This is a genomic window from Sphingobium sp. DEHP117 (assembly GCF_030867385.1).
Classification (GTDB): domain Bacteria; phylum Pseudomonadota; class Alphaproteobacteria; order Sphingomonadales; family Sphingomonadaceae; genus Sphingobium.
This window is the reverse complement of the sequence record NZ_JAPFBJ010000003.1, coordinates 349587-370807: the sequence shown is the minus strand read 5'-3', so window position 1 is coordinate 370807 and position 21221 is coordinate 349587. Positions and strand designations below refer to the sequence as shown.

At 60.5% G+C, this 21221-nt stretch carries 16 protein-coding genes and 1 pseudogene; 4 read left to right on the top strand and 13 right to left on the bottom strand.

Annotated elements, in window-relative coordinates; all coding sequences use genetic code 11:
- Positions 1–81 precede the first annotated feature (81 nt).
- Both OOT33_RS14285 and OOT33_RS14280 read left to right on the top strand, forming a co-directional pair.
- Positions 82–1236, top strand: coding sequence for a PepSY domain-containing protein (locus OOT33_RS14285; protein WP_307750692.1), 1155 nt, complete (start codon positions 82–84; stop codon positions 1234–1236).
- A 183-nt stretch (positions 1237–1419) separates the two neighbouring features.
- The gene (locus OOT33_RS14280; protein WP_307750691.1) at positions 1420–2424 is read left to right on the top strand and encodes a DUF4118 domain-containing protein; all 1005 of its coding nucleotides are present in this window, start codon (positions 1420–1422) and stop codon (positions 2422–2424) included.
- Positions 2425–2458: 34 nt separating this feature from the next.
- On the opposite strand, the gene OOT33_RS14275 is transcribed toward OOT33_RS14280, so the two are convergent.
- Positions 2459–3988, bottom strand: coding sequence for an FAD-dependent oxidoreductase (locus tag OOT33_RS14275; RefSeq protein WP_307750689.1), 1530 nt, complete (start codon positions 3986–3988; stop codon positions 2459–2461).
- A gap of 199 nt (positions 3989–4187) precedes the next feature.
- Positions 4188–4838 carry a cation transporter gene (locus tag OOT33_RS14270; protein ID WP_307750688.1) on the bottom strand — a complete coding sequence of 217 codons (651 nt, stop codon included), beginning with the start codon at positions 4836–4838 and terminating at the stop codon, positions 4188–4190.
- 67 nt (positions 4839–4905) lie between these two features.
- Between OOT33_RS14270 and OOT33_RS14265 the strand changes: the two genes are divergently transcribed.
- Positions 4906–5307, top strand: coding sequence for a MerR family DNA-binding protein (locus OOT33_RS14265; RefSeq protein WP_307750687.1), 402 nt, complete (start codon positions 4906–4908; stop codon positions 5305–5307).
- A 96-nt stretch (positions 5308–5403) separates the two neighbouring features.
- On the opposite strand, the gene OOT33_RS14260 is transcribed toward OOT33_RS14265, so the two are convergent.
- The 8 genes from OOT33_RS14260 to OOT33_RS14225 all read right to left on the bottom strand — a co-directional run bounded on the left by OOT33_RS14260 (position 5404) and on the right by OOT33_RS14225 (position 15089).
- Complete coding sequence (locus OOT33_RS14260) at positions 5404–6135, bottom strand: Fe-Mn family superoxide dismutase (protein ID WP_307750686.1); 732 nt, start codon at positions 6133–6135, stop codon at positions 5404–5406.
- Positions 6136–6150: 15 nt separating this feature from the next.
- On the bottom strand, positions 6151–7485 hold the full coding sequence (gene chrA / locus OOT33_RS14255; RefSeq protein WP_373690582.1) for a chromate efflux transporter: 1335 nt from the start codon (positions 7483–7485) through the stop codon (positions 6151–6153).
- A gap of 191 nt (positions 7486–7676) precedes the next feature.
- Entirely contained in the window at positions 7677–8303 is a 627-nt protein-coding gene (locus OOT33_RS14250) for a transmembrane anchor protein (RefSeq protein ID WP_307750684.1), read from the bottom strand.
- A 3-nt stretch (positions 8304–8306) separates the two neighbouring features.
- Positions 8307–8987, bottom strand: coding sequence for a HupE/UreJ family protein (locus OOT33_RS14245; protein WP_307751010.1), 681 nt, complete (start codon positions 8985–8987; stop codon positions 8307–8309).
- Between the two features lie 57 nt (positions 8988–9044).
- Complete coding sequence (locus OOT33_RS14240; protein ID WP_307750683.1) at positions 9045–12206, bottom strand: CusA/CzcA family heavy metal efflux RND transporter; 3162 nt, start codon at positions 12204–12206, stop codon at positions 9045–9047.
- Positions 12207–12225: 19 nt separating this feature from the next.
- On the bottom strand, positions 12226–13470 hold the full coding sequence (locus tag OOT33_RS14235; protein WP_307750682.1) for an efflux RND transporter periplasmic adaptor subunit: 1245 nt from the start codon (positions 13468–13470) through the stop codon (positions 12226–12228).
- Entirely contained in the window at positions 13467–14705 is a 1239-nt protein-coding gene (locus OOT33_RS14230) for a TolC family protein (RefSeq protein WP_307750681.1), read from the bottom strand. Before OOT33_RS14230 ends, OOT33_RS14235 begins: the two co-directional genes overlap by 4 nt.
- 63 nt (positions 14706–14768) lie before the next feature.
- Positions 14769–15089: a hypothetical protein gene (locus OOT33_RS14225; RefSeq protein ID WP_307750680.1), complete on the bottom strand. Its 321-nt coding sequence runs from the start codon at positions 15087–15089 to the stop codon at positions 14769–14771.
- A 139-nt stretch (positions 15090–15228) separates the two neighbouring features.
- On the opposite strand from OOT33_RS14225, the gene OOT33_RS14220 reads away from it, so the two are divergent.
- Positions 15229–16560: an MFS transporter gene (locus OOT33_RS14220; protein WP_307750679.1), complete on the top strand. Its 1332-nt coding sequence runs from the start codon at positions 15229–15231 to the stop codon at positions 16558–16560.
- A gap of 291 nt (positions 16561–16851) precedes the next feature.
- Here the strand turns inward: OOT33_RS14220 and OOT33_RS14215 are convergent.
- The 3 genes and pseudogenes from OOT33_RS14215 to OOT33_RS14205 all read right to left on the bottom strand — a co-directional run bounded on the left by OOT33_RS14215 (position 16852) and on the right by OOT33_RS14205 (position 21218).
- A pseudogene (locus OOT33_RS14215) lies at positions 16852–17540 on the bottom strand (IS6 family transposase).
- Positions 17541–17613: 73 nt separating this feature from the next.
- The gene (locus OOT33_RS14210) at positions 17614–19713 is read right to left on the bottom strand and encodes a PQQ-dependent dehydrogenase, methanol/ethanol family (RefSeq protein WP_307750678.1); all 2100 of its coding nucleotides are present in this window, start codon (positions 19711–19713) and stop codon (positions 17614–17616) included.
- Positions 19713–21218 (bottom strand): aldehyde dehydrogenase family protein, encoded by a 1506-nt coding sequence (locus OOT33_RS14205; protein WP_307750677.1) that lies wholly within the window; start codon positions 21216–21218, stop codon positions 19713–19715. Before OOT33_RS14205 ends, OOT33_RS14210 begins: the two co-directional genes overlap by 1 nt.
- Positions 21219–21221: the final 3 nt, after the last annotated feature.

Genomic DNA, 21221 nt, shown 5'->3' with positions numbered 1-21221 from the left:
GATAATGCGAGTGACTCGCAATAGCGTTTTACAGCTTTTGATTTTCCGCTAGGAGATCCGCCTCAAACATGAGGAACGTCCATGGACCAGACTACCCACAAGGGCACCGACCAAGGCATTTGGTTGCGCAAACTCCTGAAAAACGGCCATCTTTGGTTTGGTCTCACGCTTGGTCTTGTCTGGGCATTGCAGGGTCTGACCGGCGCAATCCTCGTCTTTCACCGCGAATTGGATCGCGCGATGCTGGCTTCGTCCGGAGCGGAAACCGTTGGTTCGTCGAAATACCTCCCCCTGAACCAAATTGTCGCGACTGCGCGGAAAAGCCTCTCGGTCGACCCGGAGTCGATCGGGGTGATAGATGGTGATCCGTCGATCCTGGCGCTTAACTACATCGATGCAGGAGGAGCCCGGCGCGGCCTCCTTATCGAGGTATCAGGCGGTCTGATCCTGCACGACCGCAACTGGCGACCAAAGCTCCCCACCGACGGCGATCTGACGCGCTGGATATATGACCTCCATCACCACCTTCTGCTGGGAGAAACTGGTGGCCTTCTGCTTGGCCTGTCGGGTCTGTTCCTTGCTCTGAGTGCCGGATGGGGCGTCTACCTCGGCTGGCCGCGACGCGCGCGATGGAACGAGATATTTGCATTGCACAAATTGCGGAGCTTGCGCCAACGCATGTGGGGCTGGCACCGCTCCACCGGCCTTGTTGTCGGTTGTGTGCTGATCCTCCTGGCCCTTTCCGGAGCAAGTATGGATTTCGGTAAGGAGCTTCGGGCATTCAGCTCCTCATACCTCCCTTATCGCGAGGCGTATGAAGCTGTTCCGGTTAAAAAGATGCCTTCCCCGATCACCCCGCAACGGGCGTTGGAGATTGCCAGCGCGCAATTACCCCGCGCCGCCTTCGTCACGCTCACGCTACCCAGCGAAAAATCGCCGGTTTTCCGTGTGCGGCTCCGTCAGCCCGGCGAATGGAGAAGCTGGTCCGGCACCAGCGTCGTGACAATCGCCCCTGAAGGAAAAGTGCTCGACGTATACGATGCGGCTGCCGCACCCTGGACGAATCGCATCCTTGAAAGTGCATTTGCGATCCATAGCGGAGAAGTGGGCAACATGCCGGGCCGCGTGCTGGTTGCGGTCGCGGGAATTGCGTTGCCGGTGCTGTATGTCACCGGTTTGTGGACATGGCTGCTGCGCCGAAAAAGACGCAATCCAAATTTTCCGAAAGATGCATAGGTGGCTTTCCCGCGCGCCGGGGCTGTTAGCCTCAGCCTCATAAAATCTACGACCGTTATTTTAATATACGCGGCGGGCTTGACTGCCACCGTAATTGCCTGAAATCTGGGCCACTTTATTCTCGGAAGAGCCGCAAAGTCGTCCACCATCGAGTGGCTAATCTCCTGATTGAGCGAGGGGCACATGCAGCATCTAACGACGTTTGACGCGACGCGTTGGGGCCGCACCCCTTTCCAGCGCTCAGTCGTGCAGCTTCTGTTCGGGGTTGGTTGCGCCGCCGTGATGATCATGGTCCGCGCCTTGTTGGATGAAATCGCCCCTACCGCGGGTCCCTTCGCGCTGGTCTATCCTGCCGTGATTGTAGCAACTTTATACGGAAGATTGCATGCTGGACTGGTTGCCCTTGCCATTTCCGTCCTTTGGGCGTGGTGGTGGGTACTTCCGCCCGTGCGATCCTTCGAGACGCCAAGTGCGACAGAGCTCTGGCGGGTGGCCATTAATGTTGCCTCAGCGCTGCTGGTAATGGTTCTGGCAGAAAGTTTTCGCGGCGCCGTGGAACAGGCCGCCCATCAAAAGGGAGAGGAAATTGCCAGGCGGAAGTTGATTTTCGCCGAGTTCGAGCACCGGACCCGGAACAATTTCTCGCTGGTTCTCTCGCTTCTGGAGATACAACGCCGCCGGGAGACTCCGGATGGTATCCGTGCACTTGATGAGGCGAAAGGCCGCATCAGTTGTTTTGGCGACATCTACAGCCATGTATTGCTTGATACAGATGCAGAACAACTGGTCGCTATCAAGCCTTATCTTGAAAACCTTGTCGAGCGCATATCAACGGCGATGTTTTCGCCGGAGGTTCAGATCACAACAGAAATTGAAGAACTTCATCTGGGAGCAAACGTCGCTGCCTCGATGGGTCTTTGGCTGAACGAGGCACTTACCAACTGCGCGAAGTATGCGTTTCCGGAACAAGCCGATGGCAAAATCGCGGTTTCCTTAGTCGCCCGGGACGGGCGGTGGATCCTGACAGTCAAGGACAATGGCATAGGCGACGGGGGTCAACCGATGGCAAAGCCATCTTCCGGCCAAGGCCGGCGGATTATGGACGCTTTTGCGCAGCGCGCTGGCGCCAGCCACCAGATCGCTCTGTCTCCGTCAGGTTGTAGCGCCGAACTTGCCGGTGCGCTTTAAGTAATCCGCAAAAATATGACGCTCAGCCAGAGACTTATAGCGTTTCGCGCGAGAGCGCGTTGACCGCAGGCCCATTAAGCACCTGCCCTTCGGTAGAAAACTGCGAGCCATGACACGGGCAATCCCAGCATTTTTCGAAGGGGTTCCAGTGCACGATGCAGCCAATGTGCGTGCAAAGTGCAGAGCAGACCGAGAGTGCGCCGTTTTCATCCTTGTAGATGGCCAGCTTCTTCGCAGAGCCGTGCCGCATGATCGCACCGCTTCCTGCCGGTATTTCCTCTACCGATTCGACTTCGCTCGGCCCCAGATGTTCGGCAAGGTTTTTGAGCGCTCCCGCCTGACCGGAGGCGAACTCCGACAGAGCGGGTACCCCAAGAGGCTTGCGGTCTGGTCGGACGATATCTGCAAATCGCGCCTCCTGGCCGCAGATCAGGGGCGCTATGACCAGACCGGCAAGGACGCCGTTGGTAATACCCTGACCGGAGTCCCCGGTATGGACATAGATATTGTGGTCACCGGGGTTGCGGCCCGTAAATGGCATGAAGTCGATCGGTTCGAGAACCTGACCCGACCACCGATAGTCGATTTGCATCAGCGACGGGTAGCGTTCGCGAGCCCACGCTTCGATGGCAGCGAGGCGCTTGTCCATGTCCGCCGCTTCGCCCGAGCGGTGATCTTCCCCGCCGACAATCAGCCAATCATGTGCTTCATCTGCCGGCTGGAGGCGGACATAGTGATAGTATTCCAGCGTATCCCACACCAGCGCATCGGCAACGGAACCCTTGGGCACCTTTCCCGCAAGCGCATAAGTGCGGAACGGAACCTGCTTGGTGTGCAGCGCAACCTTGTCGTTGACCGGAGAATTGGTGGCAAACACGGCGTGTGCTGCGCGGATCGTCTGTCCGCCTTCCGTCTTGATCAGGACAAGTTCGCCCGACTTCTCGTGGCCGACATATGCGGTATCGGCAAACAGCCGGCCCCCACGCGCGCTGATGCAGCGGGCAAGGCCAGCCATGTACCTGGCTGGATGCATCCGGGCCTGACGCGGAAAGCAAAGCGAGCGGCCCGGGGTGGCAATTGGGGGCAAATCGGTCCATTCAACATCAACGCCAATTCGGCGGCAGGCGTCGAACTCCCGGGCCAGTTCGGACTGGTGATCCGGTGAAGCCGGGATCAGGAAGCCGTCCAGCCGCGCAAAATCGGCATCGATGCCCTCCTCCTCGCAAATGGCGGCGATCCGGTTGATCGCGGCGACCTGGCTTTCATGATATCTGCGGGCCGTGTCCTCATCATGGGTCCGGATAAGTTCGCTGTAGTAGTCGTCCAGTGCGGAGGCCAGGTGCGCTGTCGTGCGCGAGGTCATACCGCCGCCGATCCGGCCCCGATCGATCACGGCGGTTGAATAGCCGAAACGGGTCAGTTCGTAAGCGCAGGACAGGCCCGCGACGCCGCCGCCAATGACGACCACGTCGCACTCGATGTTTTCCCGCAGGGGAGGCGCCGGGATGTCCGGACCTAAATCCATCCAGATGGAATGGCTGCGCTCCTGACTGACGTTGGACATGCTGGTGGCTCCTTTGAAGAAGAAACAGCAAGCCCGACTTTGTGGTTCCTCCCGTAGGCACTTGGGCAACCATATTAGGATTGTCGCATCAGCTCTTGACCCGGTAGCGTCTACAGAGTGCGGGGCCCCATAGTGCCGTTCCGTAACGGTCGGGGCCTGAACTGGGTGATTCGAGAAGCTGCTTCAACCGCAGAAGGCTTTATGCTGAATGCTGAGGCGCGCTTTCACTGTGGCGGGCACTGGCCAATTCCTGCCTTGCATGCGCGATAATCTGAATCCCGCCGCTGATCCCGAGACCCGAGAGGATCAGGGCGACAATCAGATCTGGCCACAACGTCCCGGTTCCAAACACCCCGAGCGCAGCCAGCATGACGGCGACATTACCAATTGCGTCGTTGCGCGAACATATCCAGACAGACCGGCGGTTGGCATCCCCCCCACGATGGCGCCAGAGCATAACGGCACAGGCCAGATTAGCGACAAGCGCCATTACTCCAACCACGCCCATCGTCTCCGCTGTCGGTACCCGCCCGGCAAGAGCAAGAATTAACGCACTTCCCAGCGCCCAAAGCCCAAGCACCAGAAGTGAAAGGCCCTTCACAAGCGCAGCTCTGGACCGCCAGACCAAGGCCATTCCCGCGACGCCGAGACTGATCGCATAATTGGCAGTGTCCCCAAGAAAGTCGATTGCGTCGGCACGTAGCGACGCAGAGTGCGCCGTGACGCCAGCTGTGATCTCGACCAGGAACATCCCGGCATTAATCAACAGCGCAATCCAAAGAACCCGCCGCCATGTCCGGTCAGTGCTTACAGCGGCCCCGTTGTGATCACCGCAACATCCGCCAGCCATTTAACCTCCTCGATTCTTCAACCATCCAAGCCCATATGGGGCCTGTAGCAACTACAGGGTCAAGGTCATGGGACTGACAATCGGCGATCTGGGCAAGGCAACGTCTACCAAAGTGGAGACCATTCGTTATTACGAACGGATTGGACTTCTGCCGAAACCGGTCCGAACGGCAGGAAACTATCGCGCCTACAGTGAGGCTGACCTTGATCGGCTCTCATTCATTCGCCGCGCTCGCGATCTCGGGTTTCCGCTGGAACAGGTACGGGAACTGCTCAGTCTTTCGGACGACAAAAGTCAGCCCTGTGCGGCAGTTGATCGAATCACCAGCGCGCATCTGCGTGATATCGACCGCAAGATCGGCGATCTCCTCGCCCTTCGCAGCGAGCTGTCGCGAATGCTGACCACTTGTCGTCAGGGCACTATAGCGGACTGCCGGATCATCGAGACGCTCGGTCCGGCACTTCCGTAAAAATCGCTATGACTGAATTGGCTACAGGCTTATTCCGCCGTTGCGCCCGAGGCTCCGCACGCGAAACATCGCTGGCATAGCTAGAGCGCGAAAAAATCAGCTTCTCGCGGCACGATACCGCGCATCCACCACAGTCCAGTCGAGATTGCGCATGAAGGCGTCGATATATTTTGCCGCGGCTGTGCCGTAGTCCATTGCGAAAGCATGTTCGTACATGTCGAGCACAAGCAAGGGCGAGCCGGTTATCGGCCCGTTGGTGTGGTCCCAGGCCCAATAGTTGTGAAGTGAGCGAGTGTACTGGTTCCAGGCGAGGATAGCCCAGCCCGATCCACCCGCAAGCGCCATCGCTGTGCGGCGGAACTCTGCCTCCCATGCCTCAAACGAACCGTGACTTGCGGTGAGCGCATCGCGGATGCTCCCCGAGGGCTGGCCGTTACCACCAAGTTGGTCGAAATAAAGCTCGTGCAGGATCACCGAGCCAGTGCGGTGCAGCTCCTCGCGCTTGAGCCCGCCATAGACCACCGGCGGCAGGTCCTTGTCGGCCATCGCGAGGGCAAGGCGCCCCTCGATCATATTGAGGGCCTTCACGGAACCTTGGTAATTGTTTTCCCAGTGCGAGCGGATCAGCTTTTCGGTGAGACCGGCTAGCTTCGTGGGATCGAACCCGAGCGGTTTGACAGCGTGCCCGCCAGCGAAGGCGGGAACTGGCTCGTTCATCGCGGAACGTCCGGATGCCGGTGCTGCTGCAGTCGCGGCGCCCGGAGCTGCAGTGGCTGCCACACCAAGTGCGATGCTGCCGAGGGCATGGCGGCGAGATATGTCGTTCATGGGATCGAACTCCTTTTAAACGAACTGACCAAGGACGAGGCCCCCAACGGCGCAAACCGTCAGCACGCGAATGACGTTCCATTTCAGCCGGAAGATCAATGTGGCCGCAGTCACCGCCAGAAGCGCTGCGCGCCAATCGAAACTGGCGAGATCGGGGACCGTCAGAGTGAGACCGCCAAAGCGTTGCTCCAGCACTCGCGAGAAGAGCACGTGAAGGGCGAACCAGGCGGACAGATTGGCGATAACCCCCACCACAGCCGCGGTTACCGCAGCAAGGCCGCCCTTCAGGCGATGGGCGTGTTCCAGTCGCTCCACCCACGGCGCGAGTGCAAAGATCCATAGAAAGCACGGAACAAAGGTGACCCAGGTGGTCAAGAGTGCGCCGAGCACCCCTGCGAGAAGCGGGAAAAACGGATCCGGCGCGCGGAATGCAGCGAGGTAGCCCACGAACTGGGTGACCATGATCAAAGGACCCGGGGTCGTTTCTGCCAATCCCAATCCATCGGCCATTTCACGTGCACTGAGCCACCCAAAAAGGTCAACTGCTTGCTGGGCCATATAGGCGAGGACGGCGTATGCGCCTCCGAAGGTCACCACCGCGAGCTTGGAGAAGAACAAGCCAACATCCCAGAGGACATGATCCGGGCCGAGCAGGGCGAGCACTGCCCCCATAGGTGCGACCCACACAATCAGACCGATGCCGACCGCGCGGAAGCTCGCGCCCCAAGGTCTGGGCGCGGTAGGAGGCGGACTATCGTTCTGCCTGAGCGCAAACAGTTCCGGCCGGGTTGCCGCAATCACCGTGCCGATTACACCTGCGCCCAGCACCACCAGAGGAAACGGGAGATTGAAGAGGAACAGCGCCACAAAGGCAGCGACTGCCAGGGCTTTCTTGGATGGCGTGTTAAGGGCTCGCCCCGCTACGCGCAGCAAGGCCTGAACGACAATCGCGAGTACTGCAGCCTTGATGCCGAGGAATATGGCCGCGAACCAGGGAAGCTCAGCCGCATAGCCGTACAAAATCGACAAGGCGAGGATGACCAGAGCCCCGGGAATGACGAACAGTAGCCCGGCCGCAAGGCCCCCGCGCAGGCCATGAAGCTTCCAGCCAATCCAGATTGCGAGCTGCTGGGCCTCTGGTCCTGGCAGAAGGTGACAGAGATTGAGTGCGTGGAGGTACTGGTCCTCCGTTACCCACTGGCGTTCCTCCACCAGTTCGCGATGCATAAGCGCGATCTGACCGACTGGTCCGCCAAAACTCAGGCAGCCAATACGGGCGGAAATCCGCACCAGTTCGCTAAAGCTCGGGTGATTACCTTCATTCGGCACAGCCAATATACACCTTTCCATCCGCAACGCGGACCAAGAAAGGCAACACTTGGGCTGGCGCCTGACCGGGAGGTTGCTCGATCCCGATCAGTTCATAATGCCGCAAGCGCTGATCCCCTGCAACCCGCTTTGCCAAGATGCCAGCGAAGACAGGAGGCAAGCCCCTGGCCCTCGCCAGTATCATTTCTCAGCTTGGAGCGTCGCCTGCGATCTCAGACTACTCGTTTGATCGCAGAATAGGCACCTGATGTTCGGAGCGTGATGACCACGGTGGCACCGGAGCGGTTGCGCCAGTACCAGCCATGCTTGCCGTCGAATGCAGCGGTCAGCGTGCCGCGCTCGCCCTGTGATTCCTTACCTTTGCCATAGCCATGGTATTCAATCCCCGGCGCATCAGCATGAGTGTCGTAGTTGACGTGACCACCGGCGACAGACCAATCGAAGTTGATCTTCGCGCCTTTTGAGGCGGCCAATTTGATCTCGGATGCCTCCCCGGGCTCAAGCGTGACCGTTGTGGTGTCGCTGCGCTCGCCTTGGGGCACGGTGTCGGTGATCGGTTGTGCAGCTTGGGCGGCAACTTCCGTGGGTTTGTCTGCCCCGTCGGCCACCCCATCAGCAGCGATATTCTGTTCGTTCTCGCTGGCCAACTGAACCTTGATCTTGCCCATGTCGGTCAAGCCAAGGACGTGCCCGACACCTGTCGGATCAACCCCGTATTCGGACGGCAGGACTACCGTCGTCAGCAAGGCAGCAGCGACGCCAGCCGCGATCAGAGTGGAACGGACAAGCTGGCGCGATGTTGGCAGCTCTGAGAGCGGCGGCAATTGTGAATTGAACATGCTTCAAGCTCCTTGAGCAATAACGAATCCGGTGAGTTGGTAGCCGACCAGCAGGAACCCGGCGGTCATCAGCGCGACGTTGGCCGCGAAGGCATGGCGTCCGAAGCTTTTGGTCCGGCGCCAGAACCCCATCAGGATGAGGATCGCACTCAGAGCGAGGATCTGGCCGATCTCGACCCCGAGGTTGAACGCGATCAGGTTGGGCAGCAGCCCATCGCGCGACATTTCGAATTCAAGCACCTTCGTGGCCAGGCCGAAGCCGTGAAACAGCCCGAAGACCAGCGTCGCCGCCTTGGTGTTGGGTTGAACACCAAACCACCGACGAAACGCTCCGAGATTGTCGAGCGCCTTGTAGACGACCGACAAGCCAATGATCGCGTCAATCAAGTAGGCGTTTGCCGAGACTCCGGTCAGCACACCGAACAACATGGTCGTCGAATGGCCAATCGCGAACAGCGTCACATAAGTGGCAATGTGCTTGAGGCGATAGAGAAAGAAAATTACCCCAAACAGAAAGAGCAGATGGTCGTACCCGGTGATCATATGCTTTGCCCCCAGGTACATGAACGGGATGAACTGCACCCCGCTCACTTCCTGCACGTAACCTTGGTCGCCTTCCGCGACGCCGTGGGCCTGAGCAACAGAGGAAATGATCAGTGCGAACATGATCGCGCAAAGAGCCATGACTGGACGGGTCCAGGTCTGGCGTTGTGCCAATGTCAGGATGGTCATTCTATTTTCTCATTGCGAAGAGGGGGCAGCGTACGCCGTTTCAATCGGGTCGGCGGACTGAGAGCGACGACCGTGGACCAGCCGGTAAAGCGCGGGCAGGACGAGCAGCGTGAGGATGGTCGAGGAAATAATTCCTCCGATCACCACCGTTGCCAGCGGACGCTGCACTTCAGACCCGGCCCCGACGTTGAGCGCCATCGGCACAAAGCCGAGGGAGGCGACCAGCGCGGTCATCATCACTGGCCTTAGCCGCGTCAGCGCGCCTTCCCGGATCGCTGCGTCGAGCGCCATGCCCCGTTCGCGCAGGTCACGGATGAACGACAGCATCACGACACCATTCAGCACAGCGACCCCGGACAGGGCGATGAAGCCTACTCCTGCCGAGATCGACATCGGGATCCCGCGCAGGGCCAGAGCCGCAACGCCGCCGGTCAAGGCCAGAGGCACGCCCGAGAACACGACGGCCGCATCCCGGGCAGAGCCGAACAGGGCAAAGAGCAGGCCGAAGATCAGCAGCAATGCCAGCGGCACCACCAGCTGCAGCCGCGCGGAAGCCGACTGAAGCTGCTCGAAGGTCCCGCCATAGACGACATAATAGCCCTCCGGCACGGTCACCTGGGCACGGACCTTTTCCCGCAATTCCTCGATGAACGAGCCGAGGTCGCGGCCGCGTACGTTGGCGGTGATCACCGCCCGCCGCTTGCCGTTTTCGCGGCTGATCTGGTTCGGCCCCATCGCCATTTCGATGTCGGCGATTTCGGACAGAGGCACGAAGCCCGCACCTTCCCCGGGGAGCCCGATCGGCAGGTTGGCCAGAGCATCGAGATTGGTTCGGTTGACCTCGGGCAGGCGGACAACCACGTCGAACCGGCGATCACCCTCGAATACTTCGCCCGCCTTGCGGCCGCCCATCGCCGTTGCAACCGCGTCCTGCACGGCAGAAACGTTGATGCCATAGCGGGCCAGCATCTCACGCTTTGGCGTGACCGAAAGCACCGGCAGGCCCGTGACCTGTTCCAGCTTGACGTCCTCGGCTCCCTCGATCGACTTGGCGACCTTCTCGATGGCCTTGCCGCTTTCCAGCAGCTGGTCGAGGTCATCACCGAACAGCTTGATGGCAACGTCTGCCCGAACACCGGCAATCAGTTCGTTCATCCGCATCTGAACAGGCTGGGTGAACTCGTAATTGTTGCCGGGTATCTGCCGGACAGCTGCGTTCAGTTCCTCGACCAGCTGCTCACGCGGCTTTCTGGGGTCCGGCCATTCGCTGCGATCCTTCAGGATAATGTAGTTGTCGGCCACTGAGGGCGGCATCGGATCGGTTGCAATGTCGGCGGTGCCGATCTTGGCAAATACGCGCTCGACCTCAGGGAACTTGCGGAGCCGGTTCTCCAGCCCCTCCTGCATGCTTATCGCCTGGCTGAGGCTGGTGCCTGGAATGCGCAGCGCATGGAGCGCAATATCGCCTTCCTCAAGGTTGGGGATGAATTCCGAGCCAAGCCGCGTCGCGCCGATGGCGCTGATCGCCACCAGCGCCATAGCCCCGCCGATCACCAGCTTGCCGCGCGCCATGACCCAGTCGAGCGCCGGGGCATAGCGGGCGTTGAGCCAGCTCATCACCCGGTTTTCCTTTTCCTCGACCTTGCCCGTGACGAACATCGCGACCGCTGCGGGCACGAAAGTGAGCGAGAGGATCATCGCGGCGGTGAGCGCGAGGACAACGGTGATCGCCATCGGGTGGAAGGTCTTCCCCTCGATGCCGGTCAGCGCGAAGATGGGCAGGTAGACGACCGTGATGATGACGATGCCGAACAGGCTGGGGCGGATTACCTCGGCGCTGGCCTTGGCGACGAGCCCGAAGCGTTCGTCCCGATCAAGCAGCCGTCCCATGCGGTGCTGAGCTTCGCCAAGGCGCCGCAAACAATTCTCGACGATGATAACCGCACCGTCGACGATCAGGCCGAAATCGAGCGCGCCAAGGCTCATCAGGTTGGCCGAGACCCGCCCCTGGACCATGCCGGTCAGCGTCATCAGCATCGAGAACGGAATGACCGCCGCCGTGATCAGCGCCGCGCGGATATTGCCGAGCAGCAGGAACAGCACGGCGATGACAAGGATGGCCCCTTCGACCAGGTTCTTCTCGACTGTGGCGATGGTGCGATCGACCAGTTCGGTGCGGTCGTACAGTGGTTGGGCAATGATGCCCGAAGGCAACGACGCTTGCACCTGTTTCAGGCGTTCGGCGGCTGCTTGCGCGACAACGCGGGGATTCTCTCCCGTGAGCATGACAATCGTGCCCAGCACGATTTCCTTGCCATTCTGGGTAGCTGCCCCGTTGCGCAATTCAGAACCGATGACGACATCGGCAACGTCGCCGACCCGGATCGGTAAGCCTCCCCGCGTGGCAACGATGATCTGCGCAATGTCCGTTTCATTCGCGGCCCGGCCCGGCACGCGGATCAGGATCTGTTCTCCTGCCCGTTCAACATAGCCAGCGCCTCGATTGGCGTTGTTGGCCTCAAGCGCCTCAACGACTTCGGTAAGTGAGATGCCAATAGCAGCGAGCCTGCCGGCATCCGGGGTAACATGGTACTGGCGTGAATAGCCACCAATCGAGTTCACCTCGGCAACGCCCGGAATGGTCCGCATTTGTGGGCGGACCACCCAATCGTTGAGCGTGCGCAGATCTGTTGGGGTCCATTCGCTACCATCGGGCTTCCTGGCACCGACACGGGATTCGACGGAGTAGATGAAAATCTCGCCCAGCCCCGTGGCGATTGGACCCATCGTGGGCTCCAACCCAGGCGGAAGCTGCGACTTCACCGCCTGGATTCGCTCGTTCACAAGCTGGCGGGCGAAGTAGATGTCGGTGCCGTCCTTGAACACCACCGTCACCTGACTGAGACCGTAGCGCGAGACGGAACGGGTATAATCAAGCCCCGGAATACCGGCGATCGCGGTTTCGACCGGGAAGGTCACGCGCTGCTCGGCCTCAAGCGGGGAATAGCCCTCGGCCTCGGTATTGATCTGTACCTGGACGTTGGTGATGTCGGGAACGGCGTCGATGGGCAGGCGCGTTGCGCTCCAGATGCCGAGGGAGGCGAGCATGGCGACAAGCGCCAGCACCATCCAGCGCTGCCGGATGGAGAAGCCTATGATGCGGGCAAGCATGGTTCAGATCCTTCCCGTATCAGTGATCGTGGCTCGCGCCGGACTTTTCGATGTCGGCGCGAATGAGGAAGGAGCCCTTGGAGGCATAGCGCGTGCCCGACTTCAGCCCGCCGAGAACTTCGGTCCATTCCGGCGACCTGCGGCCCAGCTCAAGCATCCGCACTTCGTACGTGTCACCAAAATTGGCGAAGACCACGGTGAAGTCGCGGAACGGTTGCAGTGCCTCGGTCCGGACCGCCAGCGGCACGGTCACGGCATTCACCGTAACCTTTCCGCGCAGCGCCATGCCCGGGCGATAGCGGCCATCCCGGTTGGGCAGGTTGGCACGAAGCAGAGCGGTGCCGGCTGCGGCATTCCCTTCGGGCAGATAGTCGCCCAGGACCGAATCCGCGACAGGCTGTCCGTCTGCCGTTTCGATCGTGACACGCTGGCCCGGGCGAACCGCGGCAAGATCGCGCGGGAACACGTTGAACACCACCGTCGTCTGTGCCGGGTCCGTGATCACGTAAAGCGGTCGATCGAAGGTGACATCGCCGGGGTTGCCGTTGCGTTCGGCGACCATGCCGCTGACGGTCGCATAGACCGGATAGACCTGCAGGCTTTCGCTGGATTCGATACGCGCCAGCAATTCACCCCGGCGGACATAATCGCCCACCGCCTTGGTTACGCTGACAACTCGGCCGGGGAATTGACCCCGGATTTCAGAGCGCGCCGTGCTGGCGAGCTGGACCGTGCCGTAAAGCTCCCGGGTTTCGCCTATCACTGCGGGACCTGCGGTTTCGATCACCACGCCGTTGGCCTTGGCGGTTTCGGTTGGGATCTTCGTTTGTCCTTCCGGATTGGCGTATTTCCACTGGTGTCGTTTGCCATCCACCAGGGCCACTACCTCAACGTTGAAGCTGTGCGGCTCGACAACAGTTCCTTGCCCGTCGAGCGCTTCGCCATTGGGCTTGAACTTGAACACATTCACCTCGCCGTCGAGGCGGCGCAGGGTGACAGTGAGGTCAACCTTGGCCGGATCAAGCTTCTCGCCGGCCATCGTCGGAAAGACGCGGAACATCGGCGGCACGCCATCCTCGAATACGGTCATCTCCAGCGCAAAGTCGCCATCGCGGAGCATCCGGCCATTGTGCGGGCCCTTTTCGGGCACAGCGGCCTCGCCATGTTCACCGGCAGGCTGCTCGGCTCCGCCACCACAGGCGGCCAGAGGCATCACCGCCAGCAAGGCGGTCAGAACAGGGATAAGTGAACTCTTGCGGGTCATTGATCGGTCTCCCCCCGGGCGGGCGCATCGAAGCGTCCCGACAGCCGGTCAATTTCGGTCTGCAGATCGCGCCAGCGGTTGGCGGCGGCGATCCATTGTTCCTGAACTTCGATGATGGCGTCGGCCGCATCCTGCACGTCGCGGAATGTAAATCCGCCGCGCCGGTAACCATCGCGGACCTGATCCAGCGTTCGCACCGTTCGCGGCAGAACCTCGGCTTTGATGGCATCAGCCCGCAAACGTGCTGCATCGGCATCCGCTCTTAGCGCTGCCAAGCGGCGGAGCCGCTCAAGCCTGTCCGCCTCGGCCTCGAATTCGAGACGCCGGCGTTCTGCCTGCGCCCGCTCGATATTGCCCTGGTTCCGGTCGAAGCGACCGAGCGGAATAGTAATTCCGGTTACCACCGCGACATCGCCCGTATCTCGCAGATACCGGACCCCCCCGGATACCGTGTAGTCCTGGACACCACGGGATTGCTCGACCGTGACGGCCGCCTTCGCTCGGGCGACCCTTGCTTCCTCGTAAGCCTCGTCGGCAGGGGCAATGACCAGAGGTTGCCCCGCTTCGATCAGGACATTGCCGCTGACTTCCAGCCCTTCGCCGGTCCCACCCCAGAAAGAAGCAAGGATATTGCGTGCCGAGACCTGCTTTCGCTTGGCTTCCGCCAGATAGATTTCGGCCTGAGCGACCCGGGCAGCCGCGCGTGTTTCGACGAACAGCGGGTCTTTATACCCGCGCACCCGCCGCAGGGCCTCAGCCTGCATCTGGCGCTCGGTCTTGAGGCGGTACTCTGCCGCCCATGCGATCTCATCGGCGATGATAACATCGTAATACGCGCGCTCAACTTGCGCCGCCAGATCCAGCCTGGCCACTTGGGCCGATGCAGATGCAACGCCAATATCGCGCTCAGCCAAGGCGGTACGTGCTTCACGCTTTCCCCCGCGTTCAAGCGTCTGGCTATAGGAGGCAGTGACTTCCGACTGAGACAGAACGTTATAGCGCCCGCTCCCGGCGAGATTTTCACCGGTGACCGTGACGGTCGGATTGGGGCGTACGGCTGCCTGTATGCGGGCTGCGCGCGCAGCGTCTATCGCGGCATCGCCTGCCTGAAGCCGGGGAGCGCCTTCGCTCGCCCGTTGGATAGCCTGCTCGAGCGTCAACGGCTCGGCCAGCACCGGCATCGCCGGCAAATACAGCGCGCCCGCCAACAGGGCCGCTGTCATCAATCGTGACATGGATAATCTCCTGATCGAAACGCGTATGGCGCGCCCCACGGGGGACGCGTCACAAGACGTCGATCAGGCGGCCGGAGGTTCGGGCGGTGGGGCCGCCGACCAAGAGCCCAAGGCGTCTGCATTGCTCAGGCGGTAGGTGCTTGAGACATACTCCATCGGCATGTCCACGTAGGGTGCCGCGACGGTCATGGCAGTCGGCCCATGATGATCGTGGGCGAGCGTCCCACGGTCCATATCAGTCCCACGGTCCATATCGTGGGTCTGGTCGCTGGCCTGCTTCTCGTGATCTGAGTCCGCAGCTTCGCCATGATGGCTGTGCTCTGTCTCTTGCGCATGCAACATCGATGGCGAATGCAAATTGCCAATCGCCAGGGTGAATATCATGCAAAGATGCAGAACTATCCGCTTCATCAGCCGCCGGTTACCATCGGACGTGTCGAAACACAATCTTGCAGCATCTGATCGGGGCCTGATCGAACTGGGCTATCTTGCCCGAGCAATTGAACAGGCGCATCTCGACTAAATGTTATCGATTCTGCGCAACCGAACTTACCGCCATCTGCTGACGGCCCAGATTATCGCGTTGGTCGGGACGGGCCTCGCGACAGTCGCTCTAGGTCTTCTGGCCTATGACATAGCTGGCGGAAATGCAGGGGCGGTGCTGGGAACGGCACTGGCGATCAAGATGATCGCCTATATCGTAGTCGCGCCCATTGTTGGCGCTTTTGCTGACAGGTTGCCCCGGCGAGCATTTCTCGTCGCGATGGACCTGGTCCGGTGCGGGGTTGCCGTCCTGTTACCCTTTGTCACGCAGGTCTGGCAGGTCTACCTGCTCATCTTTCTGCTTCAATCCGCTTCCGCCGCCTTCACGCCGACCTTTCAAGCCACGATACCCGACGTCCTGCCTGATGAACGGGACTATACCCGCGCCCTATCCCTTTCGCGGTTGGCTTACGATCTCGAGAGCCTTCTGAGCCCACTGCTGGCTGCAGCCCTGCTGAGCGTGATGAACTTCCATTGGCTGTTCTCCGGAACGGCGATGGGCTTCATCGGATCGGCACTGATGGTCCTGTCGGTCAGGCTGCCGGCGTCGCCCGCCAAACCCCGCGCAGGTGGAATTTACGCGCACACCACGCGCGGTATCAGGTTCTATCTCAAGACACCGCGCCTGCGCGGCTTGCTGGCGGTAAATCTCGCAGCCGCCGCCGCAAGCGCGATGGTGATTGTGAATACCGTCGTGATCGTGCGCGAACTTCTAGGCTTTGGGCAGCGCGAGGTTGCCTGGGCACTCGCGGCCTACGGCGGTGGCTCTATGCTGGTGGCCTTTGTTCTTCCTCGCATTCTGGATCGTATCGCGGATCGATCGGTAATGCTTGCCGCTTCCGTGATGCTGACGGTTCTGCTTGCAGTGAGCAGTTTCGGATTGTCGCAGGTTGGCGCCAACTTATGGGCTTTCCTTCTTGTTGTGTGGTTCCTGCTTGGGGCGGCCTATTCGATGAGCGTCACGCCTTCCGGGCGCCTGTTGCGGCGCTCGGCGGCGGAAAGCGACCGGCCGGCAATCTTCGCCGCCCAGTTTGCCCTCAGTCATGTCTGCTGGCTGATCGCCTACCCTGTCGCGGGACAGATTGGAGCCGGTTGGGGCCAGAGCGCAGCGTTCGGCGTTCTGGCAGTTCTAGCTGCAATAGGCGTGGTTGCGGCTTACTCGACATGGCCGGTAGAGGATCCAGACGCGCTGGCACATGACCATGCAGATCTGGAGAATGGTCACCCGCATCTTCAGGATCATGGGGCGGGCAGCGAGCACAACCATCCCTATTTCATTGATGACTTGCATCAGAGATGGCCCTCCAACTGAGAGAAAAGGCGGAATTGGGCCTGTGTTGCTGAGGTAGACGGCGCGGGTTGTTGCAAACATCCAAACCATAATAAGTGACACGGGTGGGATTCGACCTCGTCGCGATTACATAGTAATCAAATGCTTACGACCCAGAGAAGGTTCGATGCGGGTCGACTTCCCACCGCCAGCCAGTCCGTGGCGTTCCCATTCTCTGTTGAAAGTGCCTTAAAAGTGGTTCAGTTCTGCGCCGTTCGAAGGGTGTTGTCAGGGTAAATTTTCGAGTGCGCGGTTTTCCTCCGACTGGCGAATTCATGCTGCTGCGACGGACGCGGCGTTCCACTCCGCCATGGCGGCGGTTCGCATGTCTCGCATTGTGTTTCTGGAAGTGAGATGACGCTGGATATTGAAGGTGTTGTATATTGCTGAGTGGGTGGAAACGAAACGTTGGGCCTGACCCTGGGATTTGAAACGCTGCATCTTCCGCTCTCGTCGTCGGACGGGAAGATGTGAGTTTTTGACCCGGTTGTTATCTCGCAATCGACCGGGTTGATGAAGGTGTTGGCAACCTAGGATCTTCAGTGCTGCCTTGTATGATGCAAGACCATCAGTCACAATTTGCTCACGAACTGCATCTTGGTTCTTCAATAGTTTCCGCAGCAATTTCAAAGCTGCGGCTTTGGTTCGGCGCTTCTGGACCAGCACATTTAGAACCTCGCCTTCCTTGTCTACAGCACGCCACATATACATGCGCTCGCCTTTGATGCGCACCACCATTTCATCCAGATGCCATACACGATCTGCTCGTGCACGACGTCGGCGAATGCCGGACCAAACTTGTTTACCCAGCATCGAACCGTCTCATAGCTCACCGAATGTCCGCGTTCCGCGAAGCATATCTTCAACGTCACGAAGACTCGCCGTGAAACGGAAATAGAGCCAAACTGCCAGCCGGATCAGGTCGGGTGTGATGGATGACGCTTGAATGAAATGGGTTTCATGCGGCTCCTTCTATGCAGCAAAATGCCGCATGTGGAGACAAGTTTGCACTAGACCGACAGCACCCATGGCATGTTATCGCGCTTTCGAGGCCTTGTTTCCGTCTACCTGGCGCTTGGCTTCGCTGGCGACATACGCGCGGATGCTTTCCGCAGTCGCTTCATCGAAGTACTTTGCGAACGACACCATACCCAAGTCTGCCAGCGCTCCGCCGATCACTACGGATTTCCAGCCGTCTCGACTACCGAGATATGCAGAGCGTTTGAGGTCCGGGAATATGCCCGCGCTGTAGGTTCCGAACCCGTGACACGCGGCGCAATATTTGCCGAAGCTCTTCTCGCCCTTGGCGATTTGCGCCGCGCTGAAGCTGTTGTCGGGCACCACGATAGAGGCGAGTGTGCGATCCGTCTTTGGCAACGTGCTTTTGGCGCCGAGCGCAAAGACCAGCAAGCGGCCCGGTGGGTGGGCTACGGGTCCGTCAAGCCGACCCATTGCGGGGGTGCCCGCCGAGCCGCCGACCGTCACCGCAACATACTGCGTATCGCCGACCGAATAGGTGATGGCGCCGGCCAGGATCGTGTTCTGCGCGTCAAAGCGCCACAGTTCCTTGCCATTTTCCGAAGCATAGGCGCGAAAGGTGCCATCGGCCAGACCCTGGAAAACGAGGCCGCTGGCGGTCGAAAGCACACCGCCGTTCCACGCGCTTGTGTGCTCTACGGTCCATCGCGGTTTGCGCTTCACCGGATCCCACGCGACCAGCGAGCCCTTGCTCGCGGACTTGGCCGCCGCGATCTGTTCCTTGGTCTCGGGCATGCCGCCATAGGTCGGGTCAATGCCCAGATTCCACAGACCCTCTGTGAATGCGAAATTGGGGTCGCGGGCGTAGTATTGGGGCACCTCCTGCGCGGGCAGAAACACAAGGCCGCGCTCGGGATCGAATGACATCGGGTGCCAATTGTGGGCGCCCGTCGACCCTACGGTGGCCAAAAAGGGCTTGTCGATATAGCGTGCGTCGGGGTTTTCGACCGGGCGACCGGTATCGAGGTCGACTCTTTCCGTCCAGTTGGCGTTGGCAAACTTGTCGGCAGAAAGCACCTTGCCGTCGCGACGATCGATTACATAGAAAAAGCCGTTCTTCGGCGCATGCAGCGCGACCGGCCGCTGTTTGCCGTCTATCTCCATATGGCTGAGCGAAATTTGCTGGGTCGAGGTAAAGTCCCACGAGTCGCCCGGCGTTTCCTGATAGTGCCACTTGTAGGCACCCGTGTCGGGATCAAGCGCCAGGACGGAACCAAGGAACAGATTGTCGCCCTTGTTCTCGGAGCGATAGAACCGATCCCAGGGCCCGCCATTGCCGACGCCGACGATCAGCTGGTCGAGTTCCTTGTCATAGACGATCGAATCCCAAACGGTGCCGCCACCGCCGGCCTTCCAGTAAACGTTGCCGTGCCATGTCGGGCGGGCCAGCTTCTCCAGTATGCCGTCCGATGCGGCCCGGTCGCGTTTGCCCGGCTCCCCGGGGACGGTGTAGAACCGCCAGACCATCTTGCCCGATGACTGATCGTAGGCCGAGACATAGCCGCGCACGCCATATTCCGCGCCGCCATTGCCGATGAAAACCTTGCCCTTGGCTACGCGTGGGGCACCGGTAATGGTGTAGGGTTTGGACTGATCGACCGTGACCTCCGACCACAGCTGCCTGCCGTTCTTCGCATCTACCGCGATCAGCCGACCGTCTAGCGTGGCGAAGAAGATGCGGCCCTTGTCATACGCGATGCCCCGCGTCACAGCGTCACAACAGGCAGAGAGCTGGGTATCGCGCGGAACCTTGGGGTCGAAGCTCCACAGCTGCTTGCCGGTCGCGGCATCAAGAGCGTAAAGCTTGTTCCACGCGCTGGCCACGTACATTATCCCGTCGATCACGAGGGGTGTCGCCTCCTGCGCGTGGGAATTGTCGAAATCGAACGACCATGCCAGCCCGAGCTCGCCGACGTTGCTGGGATCGATCCGGGTCAGCGGCGAATGACGGGTTTCGTCGGCATCGCGGTTGTACGATGGCCAGTCGCCAGCGGAGATACCGTCCGAACTCGAGCCACCGCCTTGTCCGCCGCAGGCGGCCAGCGTGAAGGTTGCAAGGGCGGCCAGTACCGCGGCAAAACCCGATAGTCGTGCCATTATTGGCCCACCGGGCTGCTCAGTGCGACGAATACCGATTTCTTTTCGGTATATGCGTCGAGCACGTCACTGCTCATTTCCCGACCCCAGCCCGATTCTTTCATTCCACCAAAGGGCATGGCCGGGTGCGTGATGCCGTAGGTGTTGACCCAGACGTTGCCTGCGTCGATCCGGCCGGCCAGCCAGTGTACCTTGTTCACATCGCGCGTAAACACGCCCGAACCCAGGCCATAGCGAGTATCGTTGGCCAGACCCACGACGACGTCAAGATCGTCAAACGGGGTGGCGACCAGAACCGGGCCGAAGATTTCCTCGCGTGCGATCTCGCGGTCTTGCGCAACGTTGGCGAAGACGGTCGGTTCAACAAAGAATCCAGGTCCCGTCGGAGCGGTGCCGCCTGTCACGATCTGCCCGCCGCTTGTGCGGCCGCTTTCCAGATATCTTGTCACCTGGTCGCGTTGTTTCCCCGAGATGAGCGGCCCTAGGTTTGTCGATGGATCGAAACCGTTGCCGATCTTGAGACCCTTGGCGAACTCGGCGACCCCCTCGATCACCTTGTCATAGACCCGCGAGTGCACGAACAGGCGCGAACCGGCAAAACAGATCTGGCCGGAATTGGCGAAGATGGCATTCGCGACCGCCGGTATAGCCAGGTCGAGGTCGGCGTCGTCGCACACGATCACAGGCGACTTTCCGCCGAGTTCGAGCGTGACGCGCTTGAGATTGCCGGCAGCGGCGGCGACGATGGCCTTGCCGGTCGCGGTCGAGCCTGTGAACGATACCTTGTCGACGCCGGGATGCGCTGCGAGGCGTGCGCCTGCCTCGCGCCCGGTACCAACAACCACGTTGACCACGCCTTCGGGCACACCCGCTTCCAGGCACAGCTGTGCGATGATGGTCGAGGTGAGGGGGGTCTCTTCGGCCGGCTTGATGATAACAGAGCAACCCGTGGCCAGCGCCGGGGCAAGCTTGATCATCATGTTACCGGTCGGTGCGTTCCACGGCACGATCAGCGCCGCGACACCCACCGGCTGTACACTGGTATAAGCGTGAATGTCGGTGCCGCCGCCGCTAAGCGCCGCAGAAGCATTGATGCCATGTATCTGTGCCGCCTGGCCCGCGAAGTGGCGCAGCCATTCGGTGCAGGCACTCATCTCCCACTTGGCAAAGGCCAGCGGCATTCCATTGTCGAGCACATCCAGCTCGGCCAGTTCATTTGCGCGCGCCGCGATAAGATCGCCCAGCTTCCACAATATATCCCGCCGGGCCTGCGGCGCGAGGCCGCGCCAGCGCCTGTCATCGAAGCTGCGACGCGCCGCCGCGACCGCGGCATCTACTTCCTTGGCGCCCGCAGCCTCGATCGAAGCCAGCTCCTCCTCGGTTGCGGGATCGATGACGACGATCGTTTCACCGGCGGTGCCGCGAACAGCTTTTCCGTCGATGAAAGACCCTGGCTCGCTCATAAGGAAGGCGTCGACCGCTGCGCTGCGCTGCGTAAAAGGCATATT